Here is a 17,146-nt window from a genome sequence, read left to right as displayed (position 1 = left end):
AAAAATTTATTCAATGATTGTTTACAACCCCAAAGACTGGTTTAAAACCATAGCCTACCTCCACAACAGTAAAATTTTTAAGCGACTTCTTCCCTACCTTATTATTTCGGTTTTAGTGTCCTGGGCTTTAGCTTATTGGGAATTAGAATACCTGAAGTTGTCAGACAGGACTTGGATGAAAAACATCACCACAGTACATAATCTATTGGGATTTGTACTATCCTTATTATTGGTATTTCGAACCAATACCGCTTACGACCGATGGTGGGAAGCCAGAAAGCAATGGGGTGCATTAACAAATACCAGCAGGACCCTATCCATTAAGCTGAATGCATTCCTCGCGCCTGATGATAAGGTCAATCGAAGTTTCTATAAAAAGTCAATAGCGCTGTTTGCGGAGACTTTATTTAGTTACTTGAGATCAGACTATACCAAATTTATGTTGGATGAGAACGAGCATCCTGAATTGCAGGATTTGGATGATAAAAAGCATGGACCTAATCAGGTTGCGGCATTGATTTACAAGAAGACAAATATCATCTATAAGGAAGGGATCATTACCGGAGACCAGCTCATCGTGCTGAATAAGGAATTGACATCATTAACGGAAATAACGGGTGCCTGTGAGCGAATTAAGAATACGCCGATCCCATTGGGCTATAGCGCATTTATTAAAACATTTATTGTGCTGTATACAGCTACCCTACCAATTGGTCTGGTATTTTCCATGGGTTATTTCGTAGTCGCGGCAGTGCCATTTATATTTTATGTATTAGCTACCCTAGAAATGATTGGAGAATCCATAGAAGATCCATTTGGTTCAGATTCGGATGATTTACCGATCGATAAAATTGCTGCGAATATCAAAAAGCATAGCAATGAAATTTTGCTGGGGTAATTTGGGAAGTTCCTCAATCTGCTCCATTACTGGAGATGTTGAGGTATGAAACTTCGTGCCTCAGTTTGACACCGGAAAGGAGTGCTTTTTAGTATTGCAATGTTGCACAGTTCCTCATTGCACTCCCTTCCTGTCATGTTGAGGAACGAAACATCTCGGAGAAATGCGCTTTTTTAGCATTGCAATGGCGTACAGCTCTTCAATCTGCTTCCTACCTGTCATGTTGAGGCACGAAACATCTCGGAGAAATGCGAAATTTTAAAAAGAAAACATCTATTGCTGCATTGGCGTACAGGTCTTTTACCTTCGGTAAAGGATGACAGTCCATTTTTTATAAGATCGGACAGATTCTTCACTGTTCGTTCAGAATTGGAAATGCGCTAAAGAAACATCTGCCAATTAATTGTTTGATTGACGTTAAACCCTGATTCAAATCCAGATCTTGGTCCATCCGGTGGGTGAGCGGAGTCGAAGGGGAGTCGAGGGCAATCCTGGTTCGATTCACCATAAAAAAGGGGATAGTTTTCACCATCCCCTTAATATAATTCTATTCGCAATGCAATTCCTTACACTACAATATTGATGATCTTTCCTTTTACAAAAATGACCTTCTTGACTGCTTTGCCATCCAATAATTTTTGGACATCTGCATTTTCTTTTAATATTCCTTCAACAGCTTGCTGATCTAGGTCTAAGGCAAGTGGAAGGTTCATTTTCATTTTTCCGTTAATGGAAACAGGGTATGCAAATTCGCTCTCCACTAAATATTCTGGTTTGAAGACCGGGTAATCTGCATAAGAAATCGTTCCAGCTTCATTTCCTAATTTGGACCACAGTTCTTCCGTGATATGCGGTGCATATGGTTCAAGGACGATCAATAGATCTTGAAGGATCTTACGTTTGTTGGTCTTCAGGTCTGTCAATTCATTGACACAGATCATAAAGGCCGATACAGAAGTATTGAATGAGAAACGCTCAATATCTTCCTCCACTTTTTTGATGATCTTATGCAAGGCTTTGTACTCTGCTTTGCTTGGTTCTTCATCTGACACCTGGAAGTTTCCTTCAGCATCATGGAATAAGCGCCATACCTTACGTAAGAATTTATATACACCTTCGATACCATTTGTATTCCAAGGTTTTGCCTGTTCCAAAGGTCCTAAGAACATTTCGTACAAACGAAGTGTATCAGCTCCATATTGTTCGATGATATCATCTGGGTTGACCACGTTGAATTTAGACTTTGACATCTTCTCAACTTCGGTTCCGCAGATATATTTACCGTTTTCCAATATGAATTCCGCATCATTATAATCAGGTCTTGACTGCTTGAATTTCTCTAGATCTAAAACATCATTATGAACGATATTCACATCTACGTGCAATGGATTGACCGTATACTGATCTTTCAGCCCTAAGGAAACAAATTGATTGGTACCTTTGCCTTCAGCATCTAAAACACGGTATACGAAATTCGATCTTCCTTGGATCATTCCTTGATTGATCAGTTTCTTGAAAGGTTCTTCCTCATTGTGATAACCGATATCCTTTAAGAACTTGTTCCAGAAGCGCGAGTATAGCAAGTGACCTGTAGCATGCTCAGAACCACCAATATAAAGATCCACTGCTTTCCAATAATCTACTGCTTCTTTAGAAGCAAAGTCCTTTTCATTTTTAGGATCCATATAGCGGAACCAATACCATGAAGAACCTGCCCATCCTGGCATGGTACTCAATTCATATTCGTATTGGTCTTGGTATTTCCATCCTTCGGCACGGCCTAAAGGTGGCTCTCCGGTTTCGGTTGGAAGATATTTATCAACCTCAGGAAGCAGTAATGGTAACTCCTCTTCCTTGATCAAATATGGTAAACCATCCTTGAAATAAACAGGAACAGGCTCGCCCCAATATCTTTGTCTGCCGAAGATGGCATCGCGCATACGGAAGTTGATCTTGGCTTTACCTAATTTAATAGCTTCCAGTTTTTCGATCAATGCTGGAACAGCCTCTTGATAGCTCATTCCATTGATGAAATCTGAATTGATATATTTTCCGTCCTTATTCGGATCCGCAGCTTCAGATATGTCCTGTGAATCTGAGATCGGAATAATAGGAAGGTTAAAGTGTTTAGCGAATAAATAATCGCGTTGATCCCCTGAAGGAACTGCCATAACGGCTCCGGTACCATATCCTGCCAATACATAATCAGCAATCCAGATCTGTACATCTTCCCCAGTTAAAGGATGTTTCGCATAAGAGCCTGTAAATGCTCCTGAAACAGTTTTGGTATCCGCAAGACGGTCCAATTCTGATTTCTTTGAGGTCTTATCGATATAAGATTCAATTTCAGCTTTTTGAGCGTCTGTGGTTAAAGCAGAAACCAACTCATGTTCTGGTGCCAAAACAACAAAACTAACTCCGAAGATCGTATCCACACGGGTGGTAAATACTTCGATGTTATCGTTCAATTGGGGAACAGGGAATTTTACACTTGCTCCTACAGATTTACCGATCCAGTTGCGCTGCATCTCTACCAAAGGCTCTGGCCAATCGATGGTATCCAGACCTCTCAATAGGCGGTCCGCATAAGCGGTGATACGCATTGACCATTGCATCATTTTCTTTTGCTCCACTGGGAATCCACCACGTTCTGACAAGCCGTTGATTACTTCGTCATTTGCCAATACCGTACCTAAGGCAGGACACCAGTTCACCGTACTTTCCCTTAAGAAAGCCAGTCTATATTTTAAAAGTTCTGTTTGTTTTTCTGTTTCAGAGAATGCTTTCCATTCATCCGCTGTAAAGGTCAATACATCTTCATCAGATTCTGCTTTAATACCTTCAGAACCTGAGGTTTCGAAATTTTGGATTAAAGCAGCGATTGATTCCGCTTTATCGGATTCCTTATTATACCATGCATCAAAAAGCTGCATAAAGATCCATTGGGTCCAGCGGTAATAATCAGGTTCAGAAGTACGAACCTCACGAGACCAATCATAAGAGAAACCGATGTTATCCAATTGCTCTCTATAACGGTTGATATTCGCTTCAGTTGTAATTGCAGGATGCTGACCAGTTTGGATTGCATATTGTTCAGCAGGAAGTCCAAAAGAGTCATAACCCATAGGGTGCAACACATTGAAGCCTTTTAAGCGTTTATAACGTGAAAAGATGTCGGAAGCAATATAGCCGAGCGGATGACCAACATGCAGCCCAGCACCAGAAGGATAAGGAAACATGTCCAAAACATAGTATTTTGGTTTTTCAGTAGATTCAGAAGTTTTGAAGGTCTGGTTATCAGCCCAAAACTTTTGCCATTTTTGCTCGATAGATTGATGGTTATACTCCATTATTAATTATAAAAGTATGGTACAAAGAATTGCGAAATTAGCGAATTTAGGGTAAATTCGGTATAAAAGTTTTTTATTCTATACAATAAATTCTGATATTCGCTGTTAGAAAATTAGTATTGGGAAAAAATAAATCCTTACTTTCGCAAGGATAAACGCAGAATCAAATATATGTCAGTGATCGAACAGGGTTCACCAAGGAAAAAAACTAAATCAGTATACGTATCTACAGTAATCAGTATTGCACTGGTTCTATTGATGACAGGTCTTTTGGGACTAATTCTAGTCCACGCTAAAAACTTATCCCGTTATGTTAAAGAAAACATCGTCTTGAACGTTATCGTTAATGATAATGTCAATGAAGGTGATGTGCTTTCGCTACAGAAGGATTTGGAAAAGGATCCTTATGTCTTACGTTCGGAATATGTGAGCAAGGAACTTGCAGCAAAGAACTTGAGAGAGGATTTGGGTGAAGATTTTGTCGAGTACCTAGGTAGAAACCCTTTGTTGCCTTCTATTGATGTGTACATGAAGGAACAATACGCGAACAGCGATTCTATCCAGACCTTCATCAATAAGATTGGTAAAAACAGCCGCATTAAAGAGGTGGTTTACCAAGAGTCATTGATTGATATGGTCAACAAGAATATCCGCGTGATCAGTATCGTGATTCTTGCCTTTACCGTGATTCTATTGATCATAGCCGTGGCTTTGATCAACAATACCATTCGTTTAGCAATCTACTCTCAACGTTTCTTGATTAAGAGTATGCAGTTAATTGGTGCGACCAAAGGTTTTATCCGCAAGCCATATATATTGTATGGTATTGCCCATGGATTGATCGGTGCCTTGATTGCTATCTTACTATTGATTCTGACCTTACAATTTGCACAAAAACAAGTACCTGAACTGGTTTTCTTACGTGACTGGTTCGAATTTGCAATGATTTTTGCCATTGTCTTAGGATTAGGTATCTTGATTTCTGGAGCAAGTACATATTTTGCTGTTACCAAATATTTACGTGCTAAATCAGCGAGTTTATATAGATAAAATCGATCAATTATTAATCCGTTCAGAAAATGAGTCAAACTAAGAATGTAAAAGGAACCCCAGCAAATGCTTCAAATGCAGGGTTCGTATTTAAGAAAATAAATTATCAATTATTCATTTTGAGTATCGTTGTAGTTGCCATAGGTTTCATCTTGATGATGGGTACCGAAGACATTTACAGCTTTACCAAAATTACTTTGGCACCCATTGTTGTGGTTGCTGGTTTTGCATTAGGATTTGTAGCAATATTGTATAAACCTAAGACCAAAACAACCCAGGAATAATGAGTTATTTAGAAGCAATTATCCTCGCGATCGTTGAGGGTTTAACAGAGTACCTTCCTATTTCTTCTACTGCGCACATGGGCTTTACGGCCGCATTGATGGGAATGGAAGAAAGCGAATATCTAAAAATGTTCCAGGTTTCCATTCAATTTGGAGCTATCCTTTCCATTGTTGTCCTTTATTGGAGAAGATTCTTTGATTTCAAGAACCTTAAATTTTACTACAAATTAGCCATTGCTGTCATCCCTGCCCTAGTTTTGGGTAAATTATTGGATGATAAGATCGAGGCTGTATTAGGGAACCAGATTGCGATCTCTACCGTATTGGTATTGGGTGGTGTGGTCCTTTTGTTTGTCGATAAATGGTTCAAGAATCCGAAGATCACAGATGAGAAAGAGATCCCTGTGAAGAAGGCATTTATCATTGGTTTTTGGCAATGTTTGGCGATGATGCCAGGGACTTCCCGTTCGGCAGCATCGATTATCGGTGGTTTGACCCAAGGTCTAGATCGTAAAGCAGCAGCGGAATTCTCGTTTTTCTTGGCAGTTCCAACCATGCTTGCCGTAACGGTCTACTCTATCTTTGTAAAGACCTGGGCAGAAGGAACAGAACATGCGCAAAAAGGATATGAGATGATCATGGCCAGCAATGAAAACATTATGATCTTTATCATTGGTAATGTCGTTGCCTTTATCGTAGCAATGATCGCCGTGAAAACCTTTATCAGCGTTCTAACAAAATACGGCTTCAAATTCTGGGGCTGGTACCGAATTGTTATCGGGATAGCATTGTTGGTGTTTTTTTATACGCAAGGATAGAAGTGTGATTTGAGATAGAAAATTTAAAATATAGAAGGACCTATTAGGTCCTTTTTTAGTACCAATAATAGCTCAAATCTCAAGTCTAATATCTCACATCTAAATAAAATTCCTATTTTTGCAGAAAATTAGCCAGAGGATATATTCTGAACTGATTAACAGATTGGAATGATTTCCACGAAACTTTAAGATTAAATGAGCGAAAATATAGAAGGACAAGCTAAGCCAAAATTTGCTTTTGCGGAGGGTGAAGTATTATTAATCGATAAGCCATTAACCTGGACTAGTTTTGATGTCGTTGGTAAATTGCGCAATAGCATTAAGCCCTTGAAGGTTAAAGTGGGCCACGCAGGTACCTTAGACCCCTTGGCAACAGGATTGCTGATCGTATGTACGGGTAAAATGACCAAACAAATCGATGGCTTCCAAGCGGAGGACAAAGAATATACTGGAACCATAACCTTAGGAGCTACCACTCCTTCTTATGACCTAGAAACTGAAATTGACCAAACTTTTGACTATTCTTTTTTGACAGATGAAGATATCTTGAATACTGCAGCATCTTTTGTGGGCGTTCAAGATCAGTTCCCTCCTGCCCATTCTGCTATTAAAATTGGTGGAGAGCGAGTCTATGAGAAAGCAAGACGTGGCGAGGAAGTCGAATTGAAGGCTAGACGTGTAGAAATCATGGAGTTTGATGTAGAAAAGATCGAATTGCCAAAGGTCTATTTCAGGATCAAATGCAGTAAAGGGACTTATATCCGATCTATAGCCCATGACTTTGGTAAAAAGCTGAACTGCGGTGGACATCTATCTTCATTGAGAAGAACAAAATCGGGCGACTTTGATGTGAAAAATGCCTGGGAATTAACTGAATTAATTAATCAAGTAAAAGAGTTAAAGAACCAAACGGTTTAATTCTTCTAAGCTTAGAAAAAGATATAATGAAAATATACAGAAATCTGGATGAATTCAAAGCGTTGGATTATGCTATCGTAACGATAGGGACATTTGACGGCGTGCATGTTGGCCACCAGAAGATTCTAAATAAATTGACCGAATTGGCAAAGGATAATACAGGTGAAACGGTATTGCTGACCTTTTTTCCGCATCCCAGATTGATCATCAATCCGGATGATGATAGCCTCAGGTTAATCAACGACATTGAAGAGAAAGTAGAGCGATTGGCTTTGGCTGGAATCGACCACTTGATCATCACTCCTTTTACCAGAGATTTCTCTAATCAAAATCCTGAAGAATATATTTCTGATGTTTTGGTGAATAAGATCGGATGTAAAAAAATCGTAATCGGTTATGACCACCATTTTGGCAAGGACCGCAAAGGAACGATCAAGGATCTGATCCATTTTTCGGAGATCTTTGACTATACAGTGGACCAAATCGCTGAACAAGACATCGAAGATGTAGCGGTTTCTTCAACCCGAGTGCGTGAATCCTTGATCAAAGGCGATATCATTACCGCCAATAAATACCTAGGCTATCCCTTTGAATTGACCGGAACGGTGATTAAAGGTGATCAAATAGGTCGTGAGATCGGTTTCCCTACTGCGAACCTCCATGTACACGAATCCCATAAACTGATTCCTGCATACGGTATCTATGCCGTTGAGGTGGAAATCTTCCCTAAGACAACCGAAGTCGTGACTGGCGATTATTTTGAACCAGTTCCGGAACGTGTTGCGAAAGGAATGTGCTATATCGGAACCCGACCTACCGTAGATGGTATGAACAGAAAGATTGAAGTGAACCTTTTGGACTTCAACGATGACCTTTATACCAAGACCATTCGCGTAAAATTCCTTGAATTTATCCGTCATGACCAATGGTTTGAAAGCCTTGAACTGATGCAAGAACAGATCAAAAAAGACGAAGCTGATATCAGAAATTATTTCGAAGGGAAGTAGTTTAGGAGATATGAGATTTGAGTATTGAGATTTGAGATATTAAGAGTGAAATAATAAAATATTAATAAGAAAAGGACCATTTTGGTCCTTTTTTATTTTCTCATATCTCATATCTCACATCTCATATCTATTAAAGCTATAAAAGCTCAAACAGATCCGTAACTCCTAAGATCTTTCTGCATGTGAAGCCTTCGGCATATTTCACTTGGATGGACCTTCCGAATTCATGTCCTCTCGCTTTGGTGGAATCCATGAAATCAGGATTAGAGATGTAGGTCTGCGGCTCATCATCTTGATTTTCGACATTGAATTGGGAGGTGTAAGCAAGGATTGAACGTTCTTTGATGTCCCAATACTCAGTAATGTCAATTAAGATGTCAGGCTGGATGTATTTGTCTTGGATTAATTGAAGCTGTAATCTCGGACGATAAGGCTCTTGTGCTATACCATCTAATTCGGTTTCTATCCTTCTTAATCCGGCTAGGAACAAAGCATCATTGACCAGCTTGCTGGCACGTCCATGGTCTGGGTGGCGATCTTCCCAAGCATTGGTGATTACGATTTCCGGTTGGAACTTACGGATTGCTTTGATGACTTCCTTTTGACCTTCTTCATTGTTCTGGAAGAATCCATCACGTAACTTAAGGTTCTCACGAACCGCTACACCTAGTATTTTTGCAGCATTCTGCGCCTCTTGAGCACGGATTTCAGGAGTACCACGCGTCCCCAGTTCTCCTAATGTAAGATCAACGATCCCTACTATTTTCCCTTCGGCTACATATTTGGCAATAACACCACCGGCTCCTAATTCTGCATCATCAGGATGAACGGTCATGACAAGTAAATCTAATTTCATCAAATTGTGTATTAAGTACAGTACACAAAACTAATAAAATTTAAAGCGATTACTTGTCTCCTAGAAGCTCTTCAATACGATTGTGGACTTTTTTTGACATTGGGCTAGTCAAAGAATAGAAATGGTCGACAACTTCCCCTTTTTTATTAATTAAATATTTATGGAAATTCCACATAGGGATGGTTCCAATCTTACCATTTTCTTCAATATTAGTAAGATATCGGTAAAGTGGATCGGTAAATTCCCCTTTCACATGGATTCTCTTGAAAACAGGAAAAGTTACTTGGCGGTTAATCCGGCAGTAAGTTTCCAAGGTTCTTCCAGTTAAAGGTTCTTGGTTTCGGAAATCGTTGGATGGGAAAGCCAATACCTCAAAACCCAGCTCTTTATACTTTTTATATAAATTTTCAAGGGTCTTGAACTGCCCGCTAAAGAGACAATTGCTTGCAGTATTGACAATGAGTAAAACTTTGCCTTCAAAATCACGAAGTGATCTTTTCTGTCCACTAAACTCTAATGCATCATAATCATATACGGTCTTACTCATAATAATAGGTTTTTAACGTTTTACCATTGGCCGCGAACGTTCATATTCGCGAATAATATTCTCTATCTCATAATCTTCCTGAGGATCATATGTACTCTTTAAATTATGGCCAAATATCTTGGCCACACCTTGATAAACAAATGCAGAGATACCGCCTTTCATATCTTTAACAAGGTCATAACTGGTGTTACCCGTTTGTCTTTCTATCAGCTTGATCAAGATCTTTCCTTGAGAAACACTGAGGTTCTTTACCTCAGAAGTGATCTTATCCTTTATTTCCCGTTCACATTCTTTGATCAGTCTTTTTTCTTCTCGTCTTGAATTGGCCAAGGCTAAGTCACGGTCTAACTGCTCATACCTTTTTTGGGCATAGATAGCATAAGGAAGGACGCGAATGACATTCCTTCTTAACCTCAAATATTTCTGCCTGTCTTCTTCTGTTTTAAATGTTCGTTTAGCGTAAATGACTACTTCCTCAATGGGGAACCAAGGCACAACTTCGCCATTATCCAGCGTTGTGGTTGCATAATGTTCTACCACCTCAGGTTTTCCCGGTCCATACTGAGGTTTTATCAATGTTTGAGCAAAGCCAAATGCTGGCCAAGCAAACAAGATCGCTACGATAAAAACCCACTTTATGTTACTTCCACACATCATCAATATAATAAGCCCTATGCGATAAAATTCATTTTTTTTCTGTATATTTATACTTTACAATTTAGTATAAAATCTTTAATTATTTGTTCAATAAATATAGCAAATTATTTTATTTTTTTTGATAGCAATGCAATTTTATGGAAGAATATGTGATTGATATTGAGGCTGAAAATAAGGAAATCCGTAAAAGATACCGCGCACTTTTAAGGGCTTGTAAGCCCACTCTTCAAAAAGGAGATAAGCAACAGATCAGAAAGGCCTTCGATTTAGCACTGGAAAGCCATAAAGATATGCGCCGGAAATCTGGCGAACCTTATATTTACCATCCAATCGCTGTAGCACAGATCGCTGCAGAAGAAATTGGACTTGGAACCACTTCTATTGTTTGTGCATTGCTACATGATGTTGTTGAGGATACAAGTGTTACCCTGCAAGACATCGAAGAACAGTTCGGCAAAAAAGTTGTCCGTATTATCGACGGCTTAACCAAGATCTCTGGGATCTTCGACCCGAACAGTTCCATGCAAGCCGAGAACTTTAGAAAAATGCTATTGACCCTAGCGGATGATGTCAGGGTTATCTTAATCAAACTTGCTGACCGACTTCATAATATGCGGACCATGGAATTTATGGCCCGTCATAAGCAATTGAAGATCGCCTCAGAAACCAGCTACCTGTATGCTCCCCTAGCCCATCGACTGGGTCTATATGCCATTAAATCGGAATTGGAAGACCTTTCGATGAAATATACGGATCCTGATACGTATAAGTTTATCGCAAAGAAATTGAACGAGAAGAAGGCTGAACGTGAAAAATTCATTGCCGATTTCATTTCTCCAATCCAAGAGATACTAGCTGAAGAGGGAATTAATGCTTCCGTTTTTGGAAGACCTAAATCTATCCACTCCATCTGGAACAAGATGCGCAAGAAGTCCATTCCTTTTGAAGAGGTCTATGACCTTTTTGCCATTAGGATCATTATTGATACCGATGACGAAAAGGAAAAGACGGAATGTTGGAAGGTGTATTCGATCGTAACCGACCTTTATCGCCCGAATCCAGACCGCTTAAGGGATTGGGTTTCTTCTCCAAAAGCAAACGGATATGAATCCTTGCACACCACCGTAATGGGTCCGAGAGGACAATGGGTGGAAGTACAGATCCGCACAAGAAGGATGAATGAGATTGCAGAAAAAGGTTTTGCAGCTCACTGGAAATATAAAGAGTCAAATTCTGACAACGGTTTAGACCAATGGATACAGAAAGTACGTGATATCTTGAGCAACCCTGAACCAAATGCACTGGATTTTGTGGATGATTTTAAGATGAATTTGTTCTCGGATGAGATATTCATTTTCACCCCCAAAGGTACCTTAGTTCAGCTCCCTAACGGTGCAACTGCTCTAGATTTTGCCTTTGAAATCCATACCGATATTGGAGCTACCTGTATCGGTGCCAAGGTTAACCATAAGCTTGTCCCATTGAGCCATGAGCTTCAAAATGGTGACCAGGTAGAGATTATCACCTCCAGCAAACAGACTCCTAAGGAGGATTGGCTAAACTTTGTGGTAACCGCAAAAGCTAAATCAAAGATCAAATCCTCATTGAAGGAGGAAAAACGTCGGGTTGCTGAGGATGGAAAGGAGATCTTAGAGAGAAAGCTGAAATCGTTAAAGATTACCTATAACACTGAAAACATCAATAAGATTGCTAATTTCTTTAAATTTCCAAGTTCTCAAGAGCTATTCTACAATGTAGCTAAAGGGGCTATCGATATTAAGAACCTTAGGAATTTTGTAGCTAATGAACGTTCTGAAGATGCTAATCAGAATCAGTTCCAATCTCATATCAATGGGTTGGTTGAGAAGATCAACAAAAAAGATGATACCATCCTTATCGGAGATGATTATCAGAAGGTAGATTATACCTTGGCTCCTTGTTGTAACCCTATCCCTGGCGATGATATCTTTGGTTTCTTGACTGTAAATGATGGCATCAAGATCCACCGCACTAGCTGTCCTAACGCTTCAAAACTAATGGCAAACTATGGCTATAGGATCTTAAAAGCTAAATGGGCTTCATTGCACAATAATGTGGCTTTCTTAACTGGTTTGAAGATTGTCGGCATTGATGATGTGGGCTTAGTGAATAAGATCACAACTGTTATTTCGCAGGACTTCAAGGTAAATATCCGCTCATTGTCCATTTCTAGTAATGAAGGGATTTTCGAGGGAGATATTATGGTCTTTGTCAATGACACCCATCAATTAGATAGTTTAATCAAGCATTTGAAACAGATCCCAGGCATTACTGGAGTAACACGATATGAGTCGGAAAACTAAAGACTTACAACGTCTTGACATTTTCACATGGACATTACCATCCTATTTTGGTAAATTTGGAACTTATAAAGGAAATACCTTATGAAACAAGGGGAAAATTACGAAACCGTAAAGAAGATTTTTGAAGCCTATTTAGAAAACAAAAATCTCAGAAAAACACCTGAGCGTTATGCAATCTTAGAAGAAATCTACTCGAGATCAGACCATTTCGATGTAGAGTCTCTTTATATCCACATGAAAAACAAAAAATACCGTGTAAGTAGAGCGACGGTATATAATACCTTAGAATTATTGGTATCATGTGATTTGGTGACCAAACATCAGTTTGGCCGCAACATGGCTCAATTCGAAAAATCCTATGGTTACAAACAACATGACCACGTAATCTGCATTGAGTGCAATAAAGTAGTGGAATTTTGTGACCCAAGGGTCTACCAGATCCAATCGATGATTGGTGATTTATTGAATTTTGATATCAAGCACCATTCCCTAAACCTGTATGGAATCTGTGCAGACTGCAGAAAAAGTAAGCTTAACCAAGAAGCTCCAGTAAAAGAAGCAGTAATTTCAAATTAATTTAACATTCGAGGAATTAATATATACCTTTGTTCGGAAAAAGGCACCTTACAACCTTTTTCCGAATTTTTTTTGATTCGTGAACAAACAAAATAAATTTTAACTAATAAATTTCAAGTAATACTATGCAAGTTGATGTGCTATTGGGATTGCAGTGGGGAGACGAGGGAAAAGGAAAAATCGTTGATGTTTTTTGTCCAAAATATGATTTGATCGCTCGCTTCCAAGGCGGACCAAACGCGGGACACACTTTAGAGTTTGACAACAAGAAATTTGTATTGAACACTATTCCTTCTGGAATCTTCAATGAAGGAACCCTAAACCTAATCGGTAACGGAGTTGTAATCGACCCTATCATCCTAAAAAGAGAATTGGACAACCTTAAAGCTGCTGGATTTGATCCAGTAGGTAAAGGAAACTTGGTAATTGCGCGTAAAGCTCACTTAATATTACCTACCCATCAACTATTGGATGCTGCATCTGAATCAAATATGGGAGCCGGTAAAATTGGTTCTACGCTTAAAGGTATCGGTCCAACTTACATGGACAAAACTGGCCGTAACGGATTGAGAGTTGGGGATACAACCCTTCCAGACTTTATGGCACGTTACGAAAAACTTAAACAAAAGCACCTTTCCATGTTGGCTCACTATGGTGAGATCCCTGATTTTTCTGAAAAAGAAAAAGCGTTCATGGATGCTATTGAATTCTTGAAATCAATTCCTCATGTAGATTCTGAACACCTTGTAAACCAATATTTAAAGGACGGTAAACGTGTTTTAGCTGAAGGTGCACAAGGAACGCTATTGGATGTTGACTTCGGGTCTTATCCTTTCGTGACTTCTTCAAATACTACTACTGCTGGTGCTTGTACCGGTTTAGGTATTGCGCCTAATAGAATTGGTCAGGTTTACGGAATTTTCAAAGCTTATGCAACTCGCGTGGGTGGCGGACCTTTCCCTACAGAACTTGATAATGAAACTGGTGAGCAATTACGTCAATTAGGTCATGAGTTTGGCGCTACTACTGGTAGAGCTCGCCGTACTGGATGGATTGACCTTCCTGCATTGAAATACGCAATTATGATCAACGGGGTTACTGAATTGATCATGATGAAAGCAGACGTATTGGATACCTTTGATAAGATCTACGTGTGTACACACTATAAATACCAAGGCGAAACGATCGATTACATGCCGTATGAAATCATTACGCACCAACCTGAGCCAATCCTGAAAGAAATTGAAGGATGGAATACAGATTTAACTGGTATCCGTAGTAAGGACGAAATCCCAGCGGCATTGAACAATTACATTGCATTCTTAGAAAAAGAATTGAATGTGCCAATTAAGTATTTGTCAGTAGGTCCAGATCGTACTCAAACTATTGTTTTATAAGAAACATGGCAAAAGCCATTTTTGAAACGGACTCTTCTGCATTTTTACTTCAGGCACTTCAATGGTCTAAAGGATTTGATACGGTATGTCTTTTTCAATCGAATGGCTTTCAAAATCAATATTCTAAAATTGGGAATCTATTGGCCATCGGTGCTAAAGATACATTCTCAGCCAATGTTGGATCAGTTTTTACCGATCTAGAAAAATTTAAATCCCGGTATCCAAACACTTTGATACCGGGATTTCTTAGTTATGATCTCAAGAATGAGATCGAAGACCTTCAAACAAACCATCCTAATCCATTAGGGTTTCCCGATGCTTATTTCTTCATCCCACAAGTCCTGATCGAATTCCAGTCAGGTTCTATTACCATTACATCCGAAAATCCTCAAAGGATATTTGAAGAAATCAGCAGTTCCCAGAATTTGGATCTAGACTACCAATTTAAAGGAAAGATACAGGCTAGAATGAATCAAGAGACTTACTTTGATGCATTCAATAATATCCAAAAGCATATTTATCAGGGGGATATCTATGAAGCCAATCTTTGCCAAGAATTCTATGCAGAAGGAACAGAGATCGATAATCCGGAAGCGTTGTACCTCCGACTGAATAGCCTTTCTCCTACTCCATTTTCATCCTTTTTGAAAATCAGGGATAAGTTTGTTATCAGTGCATCTCCCGAGCGTTTTCTTGCCAAAAGAGGTAAAACTTTGGTTTCTCAACCAATAAAAGGTACAGCAGCAAGAGGAAAGGATCCCCAAGAAGATGAAGAACTAAGGAACAACTTAGCAAACAACCCCAAAGAAATTGCAGAGAATGTAATGATTGTGGATTTAGTCCGCAATGATCTGACCCGAAGTGCCATTCCTGGAACCGTTGAAGTGACGGAAAAACTCGGAATCTATACTTTCGAACATGTCCACCAGATGATTTCCACGGTCTCTTGTCAAATGGATGAAAAACTCAGTGACACCCAAGTAATCCGCAATACTTTCCCGGCTGGATCAATGACCGGTGCACCCAAGATTTCAGCCATGAAATTATGCGACAGATATGAAACTTCGCGTCGTGCTGTCTATTCCGGAGCCATTGGTTATTTTTCAGCAGATGGTGATTTTGATTTTAATGTGGTCATCCGCACCATTCTCTTCAATAAAACCCAAAAATACCTATCATTTCATACGGGCAGTGCCATCACGGTAGATGCCAATGCAGCCTATGAATTCGCCGAATGTTATACCAAAGCAAGTGCGATTTTGAAAGCTTTAGAACAAAAGCTTTAAATAAATTCATCAGATACCCAATATATTGTAGTTATTTTTTCAATAAAATCTGCAAATCATTAACATTTTGCTATTTTTGTTTCGATTATGAAAATTAGTAGACAAATGTCATACTAAGCTATGTTTATATTGTAAAAATTTTAATGGGACGTCATATTTTAAAAAGAGAGCAAGCGATCACGTTTGTTAAAGAAACATTTGCATCTCGATTGAAGGAAATTTTAAACCTTACACCAGTTTCTTCACCAATAGTGGTTTTGGATGGAACAGGAATTAATGATGATTTAAATGGTATCGAAAGACCGGTTTCTTTCCCAATCAAGTCATTATCAGACCAAAGAGCCGTAGTGGTGCATTCTTTGGCAAAATGGAAAAGAATCAGATTAAAAGAATTGGAAATGGAACCTGGAGAAGGTATCCTGACCGACATGAGAGCTTTGCGCCCTGATGAAGATTATTCTCCAATTCACTCTATATATGTGGATCAGTGGGACTGGGAAAAATGCATCCGCTATGATGACCGTAATCTAGATTTCTTAAAAGATACTGTAGAAAAGATCTATGACGTTATCTATTCCACCGAACAAGCAGTTGCCGAAAAATACCCACATGTAGAGACTATCCTTCCAAAAGAAATCAAGTTCATTTCATCTGAAGAATTACTGTTGGCTTATCCTCACCTATCTCCTAAAGAGCGTGAAAACGCAATCTCTAAAGAGTTCGGAGCTGTATTCCTTTATGGTATCGGTGGCGAATTGTCCAACGGCCTTGCACATGATGGCCGTGCAGCTGATTACGATGATTGGAGTACCGACAATAGCCTTGGATTTAGAGGGTTAAACGGTGATATTTTGGTCTGGAACCCAATTCTTGGCTCTGCCTTTGAACTATCATCCATGGGAATCCGTGTTGATAAAAAAGCATTGATGACCCAATTGGAAATCAGAAATAGCCTAGACCGTCAAAAACTTACTTTCCACCAAATGTTATTGAATGATCTATTGCCAGAATCAATTGGTGGTGGTATCGGTCAATCCAGAATCTGCATGTTTATGTTGAAATTAAAACATATTGGCGAGGTTCAAGTAAGTATTTGGGATCCTAAGAAAAAAGAAGAGCTCCTAGATCAAGGAGTCGAATTACTATAATCCATAAATAAC

Annotated in this window: 15 protein-coding genes; 11 read left to right on the top strand and 4 right to left on the bottom strand. The window is 39.2% G+C overall.

The annotated features are described in order from the left end of the window. Nucleotides 1-13: 13 nt before the first annotated feature. Nucleotides 14-898 (top strand): bestrophin family protein, encoded by an 885-nt coding sequence (locus CKW03_RS10255; RefSeq protein ID WP_093096412.1) that lies wholly within the window; start codon nucleotides 14-16, stop codon nucleotides 896-898. A gap of 566 nt (nucleotides 899-1,464) precedes the next feature. On the opposite strand, the gene leuS is transcribed toward CKW03_RS10255, so the two are convergent. Continuing rightward, complete coding sequence (gene leuS, locus CKW03_RS10250; protein ID WP_093096409.1) at nucleotides 1,465-4,248, bottom strand: leucine--tRNA ligase; 2,784 nt, start codon at nucleotides 4,246-4,248, stop codon at nucleotides 1,465-1,467. A gap of 171 nt (nucleotides 4,249-4,419) precedes the next feature. Between leuS and CKW03_RS10245 the strand changes: the two genes are divergently transcribed. The 5 genes from CKW03_RS10245 (at nucleotide 4,420) to CKW03_RS10225 (ending at nucleotide 8,325) form a co-directional block, all read left to right on the top strand. Continuing rightward, entirely contained in the window at nucleotides 4,420-5,298 is an 879-nt protein-coding gene (locus tag CKW03_RS10245; RefSeq protein ID WP_093096407.1) for a cell division protein FtsX, read from the top strand. A 29-nt stretch (nucleotides 5,299-5,327) separates the two neighbouring features. Further along, nucleotides 5,328-5,582, top strand: a complete 255-nt coding sequence (locus CKW03_RS10240; protein ID WP_093096404.1) for a DUF3098 domain-containing protein — start codon at nucleotides 5,328-5,330, stop codon at nucleotides 5,580-5,582. Beyond that, entirely contained in the window at nucleotides 5,582-6,400 is an 819-nt protein-coding gene (locus CKW03_RS10235; protein ID WP_093096402.1) for an undecaprenyl-diphosphate phosphatase, read from the top strand. The genes CKW03_RS10240 and CKW03_RS10235 overlap by 1 nt, the downstream gene beginning before the upstream one ends. 195 nt (nucleotides 6,401-6,595) lie before the next feature. After that, entirely contained in the window at nucleotides 6,596-7,318 is a 723-nt protein-coding gene (truB, locus tag CKW03_RS10230) for a tRNA pseudouridine(55) synthase TruB (RefSeq protein WP_093096399.1), read from the top strand. Nucleotides 7,319-7,344: 26 nt separating this feature from the next. Next, nucleotides 7,345-8,325, top strand: a complete 981-nt coding sequence (locus CKW03_RS10225; RefSeq protein ID WP_093096398.1) for a bifunctional riboflavin kinase/FAD synthetase — start codon at nucleotides 7,345-7,347, stop codon at nucleotides 8,323-8,325. Between the two features lie 136 nt (nucleotides 8,326-8,461). On the opposite strand, the gene bshB1 is transcribed toward CKW03_RS10225, so the two are convergent. From bshB1 to CKW03_RS10210, 3 genes are read right to left on the bottom strand one after another with little or no spacing between them, the layout of a single operon-like run. Beyond that, the gene (bshB1, locus tag CKW03_RS10220; protein ID WP_093096396.1) at nucleotides 8,462-9,181 is read right to left on the bottom strand and encodes a bacillithiol biosynthesis deacetylase BshB1; all 720 of its coding nucleotides are present in this window, start codon (nucleotides 9,179-9,181) and stop codon (nucleotides 8,462-8,464) included. Between the two features lie 49 nt (nucleotides 9,182-9,230). After that, on the bottom strand, nucleotides 9,231-9,728 hold the full coding sequence (locus tag CKW03_RS10215; RefSeq protein ID WP_093096394.1) for a glutathione peroxidase: 498 nt from the start codon (nucleotides 9,726-9,728) through the stop codon (nucleotides 9,231-9,233). 12 nt (nucleotides 9,729-9,740) lie between these two features. Beyond that, nucleotides 9,741-10,385: a DUF4294 domain-containing protein gene (locus CKW03_RS10210; protein ID WP_236736458.1), complete on the bottom strand. Its 645-nt coding sequence runs from the start codon at nucleotides 10,383-10,385 to the stop codon at nucleotides 9,741-9,743. Between the two features lie 137 nt (nucleotides 10,386-10,522). Between CKW03_RS10210 and CKW03_RS10205 the strand changes: the two genes are divergently transcribed. The 5 genes from CKW03_RS10205 (at nucleotide 10,523) to asnA (ending at nucleotide 17,134) form a co-directional block, all read left to right on the top strand. Beyond that, nucleotides 10,523-12,727, top strand: a complete 2,205-nt coding sequence (locus tag CKW03_RS10205) for a RelA/SpoT family protein (RefSeq protein ID WP_093096390.1) — start codon at nucleotides 10,523-10,525, stop codon at nucleotides 12,725-12,727. 81 nt (nucleotides 12,728-12,808) lie between these two features. Further along, nucleotides 12,809-13,303 carry a Fur family transcriptional regulator gene (locus CKW03_RS10200; RefSeq protein WP_093096388.1) on the top strand — a complete coding sequence of 165 codons (495 nt, stop codon included), beginning with the start codon at nucleotides 12,809-12,811 and terminating at the stop codon, nucleotides 13,301-13,303. Between the two features lie 125 nt (nucleotides 13,304-13,428). Continuing rightward, complete coding sequence (locus CKW03_RS10195; protein ID WP_093096386.1) at nucleotides 13,429-14,700, top strand: adenylosuccinate synthase; 1,272 nt, start codon at nucleotides 13,429-13,431, stop codon at nucleotides 14,698-14,700. 5 nt (nucleotides 14,701-14,705) lie between these two features. After that, nucleotides 14,706-15,986, top strand: a complete 1,281-nt coding sequence (locus CKW03_RS10190) for an anthranilate synthase component I family protein (RefSeq protein WP_093096384.1) — start codon at nucleotides 14,706-14,708, stop codon at nucleotides 15,984-15,986. A gap of 143 nt (nucleotides 15,987-16,129) precedes the next feature. Further along, nucleotides 16,130-17,134, top strand: a complete 1,005-nt coding sequence (asnA, locus tag CKW03_RS10185; protein WP_093096383.1) for an aspartate--ammonia ligase — start codon at nucleotides 16,130-16,132, stop codon at nucleotides 17,132-17,134. The last annotated feature ends 12 nt before the right edge of the window (nucleotides 17,135-17,146 follow it).

This window comes from Sphingobacterium mizutaii, from assembly GCF_900187125.1.
Taxonomy (GTDB): Bacteria; Bacteroidota; Bacteroidia; order Sphingobacteriales; family Sphingobacteriaceae; genus Sphingobacterium; species Sphingobacterium mizutaii.
This window is presented reverse-complemented; position numbering and strand designations above follow the sequence as displayed.